Origin of the sequence: Gordonia sp. JH63, assembly GCF_009856645.1 — a bacterium.
GTDB lineage: Bacteria > Actinomycetota > Actinomycetes > Mycobacteriales > Mycobacteriaceae > Gordonia > Gordonia hongkongensis.
The window spans coordinates 857,217-870,868 of the sequence record NZ_CP047235.1 but is presented as its reverse complement, the minus strand read 5'-3'; the positions used below and the strand labels follow the sequence as shown (position 1 = coordinate 870,868).

Here is a 13,652-nt window from a genome sequence, read left to right as displayed (position 1 = left end):
CTAGAGGGTGAGGTGACCCCGCGGGGCGGCAGGGACCACCCGCCCGGCCGTGGGCCCCGGGTTCTGCGATCCTGGACCGATGAGCGAGCCGCACATCACCATCACCTACTGCACGCAGTGCAACTGGCTGCTGCGGGCGTCCTGGATGGCCTCGGAACTGCTGAACACCTTCGGCACCGAGATCGGCTCGGTGACCCTCGTCCCCGGCACCGGCGGCGTGTTCGTCATCGACGTCGACGGCACCCAGATCTGGGAACGCAAGCGCGACGGCGGCTTCCCCGGTGCTCCCGAACTCAAGCGTCGCGTGCGCGACACCGCGCTCCCGGATTGGAACCTCGGGCACTCCGACGTCTCGACCCCCGAGTGACAGAGCCGACCTTCTGCTCCCTAAGAGCCTGCTGAATTAGGGTCCAGCCTGGGTTGAGGTTCCTGCTGCGGGGATGTGTCGGTTCCGGGGTGTGGTCGTGGTGATCGATCTAGGTGGGGCGGCGGTGCCGCGGTTCAGGCGGTGGCCAGTGTCCAGGTGCCGTTGGTGATAGTCAGTCCGAGGGTGATCAGGCGGCGTAGGTTGATCGCGGCGGCGCGGTGGTGCAGCCAGTTGTTGTTGCGTTCGATTCCACGGTAGGGCACCCGCCGGTTACCGCGGGTGAGCCAGGCAATCGTCCGTTCGACCATGGGTCGATGCTGGCGGTAGGTGTCGGCAATAGTGTTGTCAGAGAAGTGTTGTCGGTGTTCGCGCTGGAGTTGGTGGTGTTCGCCGAAACTGATTTTGCGTCCACGAACCGCGGTGGTGCACCGTGCCCGAAGTGGGCAGTCGTGGCAGGCCGCACCGTAGGTGACGTGGCCTTTCGCGCTGACCGGTCGGGTCAGGTTGTTGGGGCAGGTCAATGTGTTCGAGTCGGCGTCGAAGGTGAAATCGTCGATGACGAAACCACCAGCAACCGCCGGCATGTGTGGCTTGGGTTTGATCACCGCGTTCCATCGTGTCCGCGCCAGCGTGGCCAGCATGTCACCGGAGGCATACGCTGAATCACCCAGCACCTCACGATCGTCGGCGTCGTCGGCGACGGTCGGATCGCTCAGCAACAACCGTGCCCCGACTGCTCCGTCGGAAGTGTCCGGACCAGCGGCTTTGGTCATCTCGATCGCGGTGACCAACCCGGTCTCCGGTTCATTGACGATGTGGCCCTTGAACCCGTCCTGCTGGCGTGCCCGGGTTTTGTGGGCGTGGCGGGTGTCGGTATCGACGGTGGAGATCACCCGGTCCGGGGCGGTCCGGGGCGCGATGCGCCAGCGTCCGTCGGTGCCATCAGAACCTGGTGCCGGTTCCACATCCTGGCCGGTCACCAATGCCAGCAATGCCACCGCCTGCGCCTGGGCCTCGTTACTCGGTTCCTTGTCGATGGCCTCGAGGTCCAGACCGTCGAGCACGGCCAACCCATCTTCGACAAGGGCGCTGATCAGGTCCTGTTGAGCACACTCATCATCCCAGGCGATCCGCGGCTTGCCGGGCCGGTCATAGCCGCCGCCGGTCAACGCGGCCAGACGAGTCGCGTGCTGCTCGACCACCACCGCACCACCGTCGACCTCTCGGGCGACCCGCCGGATCGCCGCGATCACCTGGGTGATGGCGTCCTGGCGGGCCACCGCGTCATCGAAGACCGTCGAATCCAGCGCTCGACGGCTCTTACCCGCGAGCACCCCGGTGGTGGTGATGACCTCGCGTACCACCTCGAAAATGCGGTGCGGCCGGTCGCTGGCTGCCAGTCGCCGACGCCAGTACGTCAGAGTCGACGGATGAAAACCTTTGTTACCCAACACGAATCCACACGCCGCTTTCCACCGCAGATCGAAAGTGACCGCATCAGCGGCTTCGCGATCGGACAAACCCTGCAGCGTTTGCAGCACGATCACCGACGCCATCGTGGCCGGCGGGATCGACGGACGGCCCCGGCCGCTGGGAAACAGGTCCGCGAACATCTCCGCAGGAAACAACTGCTCGCGATGAGCAGCCAAAAACGCGAACACACTGCCCTCGGCCAGCAAATGCCCGACGACCGAGTTCACATCCAGAAACTCACCCTGACGATCCGGCTCACCCTGCATACCCACCAGGATCCCAGCCCACCAGGCAAACCCGCTCACCCCACACCGAAACGACACCGACTATTTCAGCAGTCTCCTAATCCGAAAGAACGACCCCATTGCTCCCTGAGGTGTGAGGAGCGATAGCGACGAGAGGGTCCTATAGCTTGTCAAGTGCTCCGAGGTCAGTGGTGAGGTCGCGGAACACTTCGCGGGCGATGTAGCGCTTGAGGCAGCGGAGGATGTCTTTCTTCGTTTTGTGTTCGGCGGAACGTCGCTCGACGTAGGCGCGGGTGGGGGCGTGGGATTTCATGCGTCCGACCGCGATCATGTGCAGAGCACTGTTGGCTTGCCGGTCCCCGCCCCGGTTGAGTCGGTGACGGCTGGTTTTGCCTGAGGATGCCGGTAACGGGGCGGCGCCGACGAGTTTGGCGAACCGTGCCTCGGTGCCCATCCGCTCGACGTTGTCACCGGCGGTGATCACCAGGCGGGCGGCGGTGATCGGCCCGATCTGCGGGCGCGAGAGCAGGGTGGGTACCAGCTTGCTCAGCAGTCGTGTGAGTTCGCGGGCCAAAGACCGGGCTTGTTGTTGGGCGAGTCGGTGTCGGTCGAGCAGCGACCGCGCAGCGCGCACGAACGCCGCGGCCGGCCCGGACAGATCAGCTTTCTCGGCTGGTACCGGCAAGTCTTTGATGAATGCTGCCCGCTTGGCGATGGTGCGGGCCTGGCGCGCTTGATCGGCGTACTCGGCTGGTGCGGTGGTACACAGGTCACGGATCTGGTTACCGATGCGGGTGGCTTCCTCGACGGCCGAAGCCCTTGCCACGGTGAGCATCCGAATAGATTCGACCGCGCCGCGGGTGTCTTTGGCCACCGCGGTCGCGCGGCCGGTGATGACTGCCATCGCTGCGGCGTAGGCATCGAGTTGATCGGTCTTACCGTGGGCGTAGCGGCGCGGCAGATCGGGGGTGTTGACCTCGATCACTCGCACCCCTTCGGCGGTGAGCATCCGGGTCAACCCGGCCCCGTAGGAGGCGCTCGATTCCACTGCGGCATCCTCGACGCGGCCGAAGCCACACGCCCACTGCCACAACTGGGTGTAGCCGGCGGTGGTGGTCGGGAACTCGCGATCGGCCAGCGGGCGGCCGTCGGTGGCGACGATCGCGGCGTGGTGGGTCTGTTGATGGGTGTCGACTCCGAGTACGACCACTTGCGTGGTCACTGCTGTCTCAGCCATTCTGGCGGTGTCTCCTTCACTGCGGTGTGGGATGACCTCACCGGGGCGGGTGGACAGGACAGTGAAGAGTCACGGCCTACCAGCCAGACAGGGTCCTAATCAGGTCACACCCGCCCCGGTCCTCACAGGTCACTTGGTGCAGGTGATCGACCGGAGTTCCGGGCCGACACATCTCGCCCATGACAGCACCGTCAGCCACGAAGTAAGTCAGACCCAAACCCGGTCAACCACCCACACCCATTCTCACTGCCACGAAGGGCCTGGTGAGACACGTTGCGGAGCCCTTCGTGGCTCGCTTCGCTCGCACCTCAGGGAGCAGACGGGGTCGCGCACCTCAGTGAGCAGGGGGTAGCAGGCACTCCGACGTCAGCGCGCCGGAGTGAGGTGGCGGAGAGCTACAGGATCGGCGCCGGCGAGTAGCCGGGGGCGTCGGGGTACTGCCCGATGATCTTCTCCGCGGCCGCGATGACGTCGGCGACCTGCTGTTCGGCGGCACCGACGAAGGCCGTCTTGTCGGCCAGCAACGCGTCGAGCTGCGCGCGGTCGAGCGGGATGCGGTCGTCGGCGGCGAGCCGGTCGAGGAGGTCGGGTTCGCGTCCCTCCTCCCGCATGGCGAGCGCGACCGCGACCGCGTTCTCCTTGATCGCCTCGTGCGCGGTCTCCCGCCCGACGCCGGCGCGCACCGCGGCCATCAGGACCTTGGTGGTCGCGAGGAACGGCAGATAACGGTCGAGCTCGTTGGCGATCACGGCCGGGTAGGCACCGAACTCGTCGAGAACGGTCAAGAAGGTCTCCATCAGTCCGTCGATCGCGAAGAACGCGTCGGGCAGGGCCACACGACGGACGACCGAGCAGAAGACGTCGCCTTCGTTCCACTGCGCGCCCGCCAGTTCGGCGGCCATCGAGCCGTATCCGCGGAGTACGACCGCGAGCCCGTTGACGCGTTCGCAGCTGCGGGTGTTCATCTTGTGCGGCATCGCCGAGCTGCCGACCTGACCGGGCTGGAAGCCCTCGGTGACCAGCTCGTGGCCCGCCATCAGCCGGATGGTGTGGGCCAGCGACGACGGCGCGGCCGCCAGCTGCACGAGTGCCGACACCACGTCGTGGTCGAGCGACCGCGGATAGATCTGGCCGACCGAGGTGAACGAGCGGGCGAACCCGAGGTGGTCGGCGACCCGGCCCTCGAGGTCGGCGAGCTTCACCGCGTCGCCACCGAGGAGGTCGAGCATGTCCTGCGAGGTGCCCATCGGCCCCTTGATCCCGCGCAGCGGGTAGCGGTCGATGAGTTCGCGCAACCGGGTGAGCGCGATCATCAGCTCGTCGGCGGCCGAGGCGAACCTCTTGCCGAGCGTGGTGGCCTGGGCGGCGACGTTGTGACTGCGTCCGGCCATCACCGTCGACGAGTAGTCGGCGGCACGCGCGACGATGCGCGCCAGCACCGCCACGCCGTGGGCATGGACGTGTTCGAGCGAACGCAGGATCTGCAGCTGCTCGACGTTCTCGGTGAGGTCGCGGCTGGTCATGCCCTTGTGGATCTGCTCGTGGCCGGCCAGGGCGTTGAACTCCTCGATCCGGGCCTTCACATCGTGGCGGGTGACCCGTTCACGTTCGGCGATGGATGCGAGATCGACCTGGTCGACGACGCGCTCGTAGTCGGCGATGGCGTCGGCCGGTACATCGATGCCGAGGTCGCGCTGCGCCTTGAGGACCGCGATCCACAGTCGCCGTTCGAGCTCGATCTTGGTGCTCGCCGACCACAGTTCGGCGAGATCGGCGGAGGCATAGCGGCTGGCCAGGACGTTGGCGATGACGGGCTTCGACACCCGGTCAGTGTAGGTCGCGGCCGTCGCGATCCTCAAAACCCGGCGAGGGCCGAGCACACACCGTCAGAACGCGATGCACGCCCCGTTGGACCCGTAACCCTGTCGCACGCGGACGAACGTCGGCGCCGACACCTTCCCGTTCTGCACGGCATACAGGTACTTGTCACCGGTCCGGTGTGGGACCCACGTGGTCGAGGCGAGCGCACCCTGAGGCAGGTCGCGGCCCACGAAACGCGGCGGCAGACCCGCCTTGACCTCGAAGAACTCGACCCAGCCGGACGAGTTGACCGCCACGGTCAGCGGATAGGTGCAGCCGGTGCCGTAGACCGCCGAGGAGAACGGGATCGACGCATCGACCCGCCCGGCCGGCGCCGCCTGCGCTGTCGGGGCGACGAACGCCGTCGCTGCCATGACGGCCGCGCCGAGCGCGGCCCCGACTCCCACCATCCATCGTCTCGCTGACACGCGATCCCCTTCCCCGTCGGTGACCTGACGACCCATCGTGTCATCGCTGGGTCCACCGCACGGTGAGTTCGCGAGGTTCGGCCCGGACACTCCGTCCGGTCACTCCCGTGGGGCGAGGACGTCGACGACGTTGAGCAGGGCGTCGCGCACCGCGTCGACCGGTCGTACAGCCGTCTGGGACAACGCTCCCACGATGGCTCCGTCCTCGATGCCGATCAGTTGCGCGATGTGCGCCGGATCGGCGACCCGGTGCGACTTCACGAGGACCTCGCAGTGATGGAACGCGAGCGATTGTCCCCGACTCGCGACGACCTCGCGCAGTAGCGGATACCGCGCCGCGAGCGCGATCATCTCGTACCGCGCGGACAGCTGCTGAAGGGTGGTGTCGGAACCGACGAAGACGTCGGCGAGGGCACCCGCCGTCGCCGTGCTGCCCCGGTGCCGGCGCGGAAGAGCGCTGCAGCGGGCGGCGACTGCGGTCTCGTCGTGCGCGCACAGATTGGCGGCGGCCTCGGCCATCAGGTCGTCGAGGGAACCGAAGTAGTAGGTGGTCGACGCCAGCGGTAGTTGCGCACGCTCGGCCACCGCGCGATGACGCACCGCATCGAAGCCTCCTTCGAGCAGCAACTCGCCGGCAGCCTCGATCAGTCGAGACCGCCGCCGCGCACCCTTCGGTGTCGCCGCCGAGGTCATCATGGGAGTCAATGCTGCCAAAGGGCCGGTACCGTCGTATCGCTTTCACCAAAGCGATACACGCCCAGGCGGATTCCCGTATAAGCCCGCTGACCTCGGCGAAATGCCCGACGGCGGTCGGCCGTCAGTCGGACGTCGGACAGAGGGGTACGACGACCATACCCGCGGTTACCGTGACCTCATGCAGTTCGACGGCCTCCATGCTGTCGCCGATTACGCGGCGCTCTACACCTGTCTGCGGCAGGTCGCGTTCGCCGACTTCCTGCGCGAACGGCTCGGTAGCTTCGAGTCGCGCTGCGACCCGGCGGAGCGGTCCGTCGTCTTCACCTCGACGACCTCGTCCGACCCGGGCGGGCAGCGCGACTGTGTCCGTTCGCGTGCCACCCTGATCGCGGTCATCGAATCGGACGCGATCGTGTGGGGGTGGGCCCATCCCCGCGGCGAACCGGCGGGTCCAGCCGCCGCGCTGCGCGACGTCGGCGCCCGATTCGGCGTCGACGATTTCGCCGTTCCCCGGGTGTCGTTGCCGCCCAGCCTGTCTCGCGACCAGATCGCCGACTACCGGACAGAGGCGATCGACATCGTGGCCGCGGCCGCGGTCGAGAGCACCGGGATCAGTCCGTACTGGACGGCACAGCACGACGACGGGGATCTCGCGGTGTACCTCCTCGACGACGTCGCGCTGCCCGAACCGACCTTCGCCGACTTCGCCACCACGATGCCGACGGTGATGAGATCACTTGCGGTCAACGATCATCGGGTGGCGATCCACGGGATGGCCGCCCGCCGCGGCTGGCACATCAGCTGGCGCACCGGCTCCGACGGCGGCCGGTCGCCGATCTGCGACGTCACCGACGGCGAGTCGGTGGCGCACGTCGAGTTCGACCGGCGCGCGCGGCCCGTCGACTTCAGCTGTGAACTCGTCGGGCAGGCCTGAGACACTCGCCGTTCGCCCCACGCCGGCGTGCGGAACCGTGCGACGATCGGGACATGTCCCCCGACAGTCGCGAGGACCCAGACATCACCCATCTCCGGCAGGCGATCGACCTCGCCGCCCGGGCCCGGACGCGCGGCGACCACCCGTTCGGCTCACTGCTGGTGGCGCCGGACGGCAGCGTGGTCGCCGAAGCGATGAATTCCGTGGACACCGCGGGTGACCCGACCGGGCATGCCGAGACGAACGTCGTCCGCGCGGTCGGGCACCTCGATCTCGACACGCGCGCCGAGCTGACGCTGTACACCAGCACCGAGCCGTGCGCCATGTGCGCCGGCGCGATCTACTGGGCCGGGGTCGGGACGGTCGTCTACGCGCTCGGCGAGGACGACCTGCGGGGAGATGACCGGCGACGATCCCGCCAATCCCACGCTGGCGATGCCGTGCCGACGGATCTTCGAGGCGGGCAGTCGGCCGATCGTGGTACGCGGTCCGTTCGCAATCGACGCCGCACACGAGGTCCACGCCGGTTTCTGGCAGCACAGCTGAGAGGAGATTCCTCACAACGGTGCGCGTCGGGAGCCATTCCGTTGCGGCGGGACGGGGGTCGGCCATTACCCTGTTGACTCGATGACCCGAGTGCCACCCCTCCCGAGCAATCCCGACGAACACGCCCGTGCGTTCGTCGGGCGTCGTGCTGTCCTGGCTGCCGGCCTCGGCGCCGCCGCCCTGGGGGTCGCCGCGTGCTCGGGGTCGACCCCGCCGACGTCCGTGGAGCCCCGCAAGCTCGAGGGTCGGGCCGACGACGAACTACCGGTCGAGGCGTCGCCGCCACCGGTCACCGGCGGCCCACCGCTGATCACCGGCAGCTTCCGCTCGGCGCGCATGGGCGGGCGCGACACCCGCTGGGCCGTCGCCCGGCCCAACGGGGTGACGGGCACCCTGCCCGTCGTCGTCGTGCTGCACGCGCTCAACACCAACGAGAAGTCGATCTTCGGGCCGAAGCTCGAGATGCAGTCGGTGATGCAGCAGTACGTCGACGCCGGGAACGCGCCGTTCGCGCTGGCCGCCGCCGACATCGGGCGCAACTACTACCACCGACGCACCGACGGCGCCGACGGGGGCGCGATGATCCTCGACGAGTTCCTGCCGATGCTCGCGAGCAATCCCGACCTGGACCTGTCCACCGAACGCATCGGCCTGTTCGGATGGTCGATGGGTGGGTACGGCGCGTTGCGCCTGGCGGCCATGCTGGGTTCGCCGCGGGTCGCCGCGGTCGCGGTCAGCTCCCCCGCGATGTGGGCCGACCCGCGCAATTTCCCGCCGCGCGCCTTCGACGGCCTCGCCGACTACCAGGCGAACTCGCTGTTCGGGGCCCAGCCGAAGTTCGCGAAGATCCCGCTGCTGATCAACATCGGCTCGAGCGACCAATTCTACACCTACACGCGGCAGTGGGCCGCCGGACTCCGCCCGCCGGCGGCGTTCGGGACCGCGGCGGGTGGTCACACCAACCGCTACTGGCGCAGCGTCCTGCCCGAGCAAGTCGAGTTCCTCGGGCGGAACCTGGCGGTCTGAGTCGACCGTCGTTCCCTATTTCGTTCTCGCTCAACCGATTTCGGTGAGCGGGAACGGGGACGAGTGAGCGCGGCTCAGATGCTGATCCGGCCCTCGAGGGCGTTGCGGCCGATGTCGCGGCGGAAGTGCGAACCGGGAAGCTTGATGTTGGCGATCCGCGCGTAGGCCTGCTCACGAGCTTCGGCGAGATTGGCGCCGGTACCCACCACCGCGAGCACCCGCCCACCCGAGGAGACGACGGCGCCGTCGGCGTTGCGCGCGGTGCCGGCGTGCAGCACCCCGTCGGTGTCGGCACCGGTGATGAGGTCGCCGGTGCGCGGCTTGCCGGGGTAGTTCTCCGCGGCGACCACGACGGTGACCGCGGCCCCGTCGCGCCACTGCAGCGGCGGGAGGTCGGCGAGGGTGCCGGTGGCGGTCGCGTGCAGCGCCTGCCCGAGCGGCGATTCGAGCAGGGCCAGCACCGCCTGGGTCTCGGGATCGCCGAAGCGACAGTTGAATTCGACGACGGCGGGCCCGTCCGACCCGATCGCCAGGCCGGCGTACAGCAGGCCGGAGAACGGGATGCCGCGTCGAGCCATCTCGGCGGCAACGGGTTTGACGACCTCGTCGACGATGCGCGTGGTCATCTCGGCGGGCAGCCAGGGCAACGGCGTGTAGGCACCCATCCCGCCGGTGTTCGGTCCGGCGTCGTCGTCGCCGACGCGCTTGTGGTCCTGCGCGGGCAGCAGGGGCACCACGGTCTCACCGTCGACGAGGCAGAACAGCGACACCTCCGGCCCGTCGAGGAAGCTCTCCAGCAGGACGGGGTGGCCGCTCTCGAGGCACTCGGCCGCGTGATCGCGGGCGACGTCACGGTCCGCGGTGACGACGACGCCCTTGCCCGCGGCCAGACCGTCGTCCTTGACGACCCAGGTCGGGCCGAACCGGTCGAGTGCGGCGTCGAGCCGGGCGGGATTGTCGACAATCTCGGCGTGGGCGGTCGTGACCCCCGCGGCCTTCATGACGTCCTTCGCGAAGGCCTTCGACCCCTCGATCTGCGCGGCCTCGGCACTCGGACCGAAGGTCGCGATGCCGGCCGCGCGCAGGGCGTCGGCGACCCCGAGGACCAGGGGCACCTCGGGACCGATGACCACGAGGTCGGCGCCGATCTCGCGTGCCAGCGCGACGACCGCGTCGCCGGAGACGGCGTCGACGGGATGGTTCGTGGCGATCGACGAGGTGCCGGCGTTGCCCGGGGCGACGTGCAGGTCGGTGACCGCCGGATCGTTCGCCAGACCGATGAGGAGGGCATGTTCGCGGCCGCCCGAGCCGATCACGAGTACGCGCACGTCCATGACTCTAAACGCCGGTACCCGTGACCGCCCAAACGGTGTCGGCGCCGGTCAGCTCGTGGGCTGGGTGAGGTCGTACAGGGTCACGCCGTCGACGGTGACGGCGGTGAAGTTCTCCTGCACCCAGGTGCTGATCTGCGACGACGGTTGCGACGAGTTGCCGCCCATGCCGCCCCCCATACCGGGACCAGAACCGCCACCGATGAAGTAGTGGATCTTCTTCGCGGCCAAGAGCTGCTGGAATTCGGCCAGGGTCGGCGACGGATCGCTGCCGTTGAATCCGCCGATCGGCATCACCGAGTGCCCGGTCTCGAGCTGGTAGCCCGACGCCGACATCGAGCCCACGGCAGCTGCGACCCACGTGTACTCGTCGGCGTCGGCGGTGAGCCTGTCCACGAGCGCCGCCGACGGCGTCGAACCGCGGAGCAGTCCTCCGGCGCCGTCGCCACCGCGACCGCCCCCATCCTGTTGACCCATACCGGGCATCCCCTGCCCGGGTGCTCCCGATCCCTGCGGTGGCATGCCGGGCATGCCCCGTCCGCCGGGTCCACCCGGGCCACCTCGTCCACCCGGTCCACCGCCACCGGGACCGAATTCGCCCTCGACGCGCGGTCCGGCGGTGATGATGGATCCGCTCTTCTCGGTCGCGATCGTGTCGACGGTGTAGGCGACCGGCCCGGCCAGGCCGGCCATGATGGCCCCGATGAGCGCTGCGATCGCGATGCTCCGACGCTGGGCAAAGACCATGGCCACCGCGGCGAGCAGCCCCACGACGAGGACCGCGTATCGCAGCCACGGCACGAAGTCGGGTGTGCGATCGAGCAGGACGAAGCCCCAGATCGCGGCGGCCGCGACGGAGATCCCGAGCGCGATCCGCACCCACAGCCGGTCCCGGTGCGACCAGCACATCGCCGCGCCGCCGGCGACGACCGCGGCAACCGCGGGAGCCAGTGCCGCCGTGTAGTACTGATGGAAGATCCCGGCCATGAAGCTGAAGACACCCATCGTGACCAGCAACCACAGCGCCCAGACGACCAGATACGCACGGCGCGGGTCGGTTCGTCGGGCCCTGCCGATCAGTACGAGTGCCATTGCGGCGAGGATCAGGCCGGTCGGGATGAGCCAGGCGATCTGACCGCCCTGCGCGGGTTCGAACATCCGCAGCCAGCCGGTCTCGCCCCAGGCGCCGCCCCCGCCGCCGGGCCCACCCGGTCCACCGCCCATGCCCTCCATCGCGTTTCCCCCACCACCGGGGACGACGGCACCGGTCTCGTTGCCGTTGAGCCGGCCGAGGCCGTTGTAACCGAGGGTCAACTCGAGGATCGAGTTGTTCTGCGAGCCACCGATGTACGGACGCGACGATGCGGGCCACAGCTCGACGGCCAGAATCCACCAGCCCGCGCTGACGATCATCGCGCCGAGCGCGGCGAACAGTTGTCCGATCCGGCGCAACCAACCACGCGGTCCGAACGCGAGGTAGGTGATCGCCAGCGGGGGCACGATCAGCATGACCTGGAGTTGCTTGGTGAGGAAACCGAAGCCGACGAACACGCCGGTCAGGATCAACCACCGCCAGCGACCGTCCTCGAGTCCCTTCATCATCGACCAGACCGCGGCGATCATCAGCAGGATGAGCAGCGCCTCGGGGTTGTCGAAGCGGAACATCATCGCCGCGACCGGTGTCACCGCGAGGGTCACCCCCGCGAAGATGCCGGCCCAGTGGCCGGAGTACTTCCGGGTGATCAGGTAGAGCAGCGCCACCGAGGCGACGCCCATCAGCGCCTCGGGCACCAGGATCGACCACGGGTTGACCCCGAAGATCCGGGCGCTGAGCCCCGGAATCCACAGCGAGGCAGGCGGTTTGTCGACCGTGATCGAGTTCGCCATGTCCGACGACCCGAAGAACCACGCCTTCCACGACTGGGAACCGGCCTGGATCGCAGCCGAGTAGAAGGAGTTGGCCCACCCGTTGATCGACAGATTCCACAGGTAGGCCACCGTGGTGCCGATCAGCAGCACCGCCAGCGAGAGACGTTCCCAGATGGCACTTTTCGCCGGTGAACGCGTTGCTTCTGAGGAGTCCGCGGGCGCCACCGAGCCCGACGGGGAGACGAGGGTGGTACTCATGCGGCAACCTCCGTGTGGTGAGCGGGCGCCTTGCGGAACACCCAGCGGAGACCGACGAACCGGGTGAGCGTCGCCACCAGGTTCGCGATCACCAGGATCATCAGTTCGATGTGTTTCGTCGCGTCGGGGGCGACGGTGTGGAGAACGAACAGCGCACCCGAGGTGACGACCCAGCCGAAGAGGAAGACGCCGAGGCCGAAGAGCTGGTGACGCAGGGCGTTGTCGCGTCCGCGGATGCCGAAGCTGAAGCGCCGGTTGGCGGCGGTGTTGAGGACCGCGGTGATCGCGAGCGCGACCACGTTGGAGACCTGGGCGCCCAAGAACGAGTGCAGCGCCAGGAACAGGACCGCGTAGGCCAGCGTCGAGGCCACGCCCACCACGCAGAAGCGGGCGAGCTGCCCGACCATGCCCGTCGGCACCCCGTCGAGCTGTGGTCCCGCGGCCCGGTCGCGGCCGATGGAGGCGCGCAGCTGGGCGATCGGCAACCGGCCCATGGCGAGTGCGAGGCCCACGCGCGCACAGCCTTTCAGATCCGCGATCGCGGTCGGCACGATGTCGACGGTGCTGTCGGGGTCGTCGACCCAGTCCACCGGCACCTCGGCGATGCGCAGACCGATCTGTTCGGCGAGGACCAGGAGCTCGGTGTCGAAGAACCAGCCGGTGTCGGCGACGAACGGCAGCAGTTCGCGGGCGATGTCGGTGCGCATGGCCTTGAATCCGCACTGCGCATCGGAGAACCGGGCGCCCATCGCAGTACGCAGCATCAGGTTGTACGAGCGGGAGATGAACTCGCGCTTGGGTCCTCGGACCACGCGTGCGGAGCGGTTGAGGCGCGTCCCGATCGCGATGTCGGAGTGCCGCGACACCAGCGGGGCGATGAGCGGCATCAGGGCGTTGAGGTCGGTCGAGAGGTCGACGTCGCAGTACGCGACGATCTCGGCGTCACTGTGCTGCCACACCGCGCTCAGCGCGCGTCCGCGGCCCTTCTGCTCGAGATGGACGACCCGAACGCCCTCGAGTTCACCGGCCAGTGCGACGGCGATCTCGAGGGTCTCGTCGGTGCTGGCATTGTCGGCGACGGTGATCCGCGACGCGTACGGCACATGCGCGCGCAGGTGGTCGGCCAGGCGTCGCACCGACGAGGCGATGTCGTCCTGTTCGTTGTAGACGGGGACCACGATGTCGAGTACTGGATTCGGCGTAGAGGTGTCGGCGACGGTGTACATCTGCGCCGGGGCGCCCGGCGGTGCTTCTGGGATCATGCGGACAACTCTCGATTCCCAGCCTCGCGTCACCCTGCATGTGAACTGCCAGGTTCCTGTGAACGCTTCGCCGGGTACACGCCGCGGTGTGGACGGACCGCGTCGGCGTGTCCGAGGGCG

General features: G+C 68.4%; 12 protein-coding genes. 4 read left to right on the top strand and 8 right to left on the bottom strand.

The window, feature by feature from the left end:
* The first annotated feature begins 79 nt into the window (after positions 1–79).
* Positions 80–367 (top strand): SelT/SelW/SelH family protein, encoded by a 288-nt coding sequence (locus GR168_RS03930; RefSeq protein WP_058251226.1) that lies wholly within the window; start codon positions 80–82, stop codon positions 365–367.
* Between the two features lie 134 nt (positions 368–501).
* On the opposite strand, the gene GR168_RS03925 is transcribed toward GR168_RS03930, so the two are convergent.
* The 5 genes from GR168_RS03925 to GR168_RS03905 all read right to left on the bottom strand — a co-directional run bounded on the left by GR168_RS03925 (position 502) and on the right by GR168_RS03905 (position 6,303).
* Positions 502–2,106: an IS1182 family transposase gene (locus tag GR168_RS03925; protein WP_159371816.1), complete on the bottom strand. Its 1,605-nt coding sequence runs from the start codon at positions 2,104–2,106 to the stop codon at positions 502–504.
* Between the two features lie 139 nt (positions 2,107–2,245).
* Positions 2,246–3,322 (bottom strand): IS110 family transposase, encoded by a 1,077-nt coding sequence (locus tag GR168_RS03920; RefSeq protein WP_137811085.1) that lies wholly within the window; start codon positions 3,320–3,322, stop codon positions 2,246–2,248.
* Positions 3,323–3,717: 395 nt separating this feature from the next.
* On the bottom strand, positions 3,718–5,145 hold the full coding sequence (gene purB, locus GR168_RS03915; protein ID WP_159370080.1) for an adenylosuccinate lyase: 1,428 nt from the start codon (positions 5,143–5,145) through the stop codon (positions 3,718–3,720).
* Positions 5,146–5,208: 63 nt separating this feature from the next.
* Entirely contained in the window at positions 5,209–5,610 is a 402-nt protein-coding gene (locus GR168_RS03910) for a hypothetical protein (RefSeq protein ID WP_159370079.1), read from the bottom strand.
* Positions 5,611–5,709: 99 nt separating this feature from the next.
* Complete coding sequence (locus GR168_RS03905; RefSeq protein ID WP_203235925.1) at positions 5,710–6,303, bottom strand: TetR family transcriptional regulator; 594 nt, start codon at positions 6,301–6,303, stop codon at positions 5,710–5,712.
* 181 nt (positions 6,304–6,484) lie between these two features.
* On the opposite strand from GR168_RS03905, the gene GR168_RS03900 reads away from it, so the two are divergent.
* The 3 genes from GR168_RS03900 to GR168_RS03890 are packed head-to-tail and all read left to right on the top strand — an operon-like array spanning position 6,485 to position 8,812.
* Positions 6,485–7,240, top strand: coding sequence for a DUF6882 domain-containing protein (locus GR168_RS03900; RefSeq protein ID WP_159370078.1), 756 nt, complete (start codon positions 6,485–6,487; stop codon positions 7,238–7,240).
* A gap of 53 nt (positions 7,241–7,293) precedes the next feature.
* Positions 7,294–7,863, top strand: a complete 570-nt coding sequence (locus tag GR168_RS03895; RefSeq protein WP_238995017.1) for a nucleoside deaminase — start codon at positions 7,294–7,296, stop codon at positions 7,861–7,863.
* A 4-nt stretch (positions 7,864–7,867) separates the two neighbouring features.
* Positions 7,868–8,812, top strand: a complete 945-nt coding sequence (locus GR168_RS03890) for an alpha/beta hydrolase-fold protein (protein ID WP_159370077.1) — start codon at positions 7,868–7,870, stop codon at positions 8,810–8,812.
* Positions 8,813–8,886: 74 nt separating this feature from the next.
* Here the strand turns inward: GR168_RS03890 and purD are convergent, their stop codons facing one another.
* The 3 genes from purD to GR168_RS03875 are packed head-to-tail and all read right to left on the bottom strand — an operon-like array spanning position 8,887 to position 13,532.
* On the bottom strand, positions 8,887–10,140 hold the full coding sequence (gene purD, locus GR168_RS03885; RefSeq protein WP_203235892.1) for a phosphoribosylamine--glycine ligase: 1,254 nt from the start codon (positions 10,138–10,140) through the stop codon (positions 8,887–8,889).
* 54 nt (positions 10,141–10,194) lie between these two features.
* Positions 10,195–12,270: a glycosyltransferase family 39 protein gene (locus tag GR168_RS03880; protein ID WP_159370075.1), complete on the bottom strand. Its 2,076-nt coding sequence runs from the start codon at positions 12,268–12,270 to the stop codon at positions 10,195–10,197.
* Positions 12,267–13,532 (bottom strand): bifunctional glycosyltransferase family 2/GtrA family protein, encoded by a 1,266-nt coding sequence (locus GR168_RS03875; RefSeq protein ID WP_159370074.1) that lies wholly within the window; start codon positions 13,530–13,532, stop codon positions 12,267–12,269. The genes GR168_RS03880 and GR168_RS03875 overlap by 4 nt, the downstream gene beginning before the upstream one ends.
* Between the last annotated feature and the right edge of the window lie 120 nt (positions 13,533–13,652).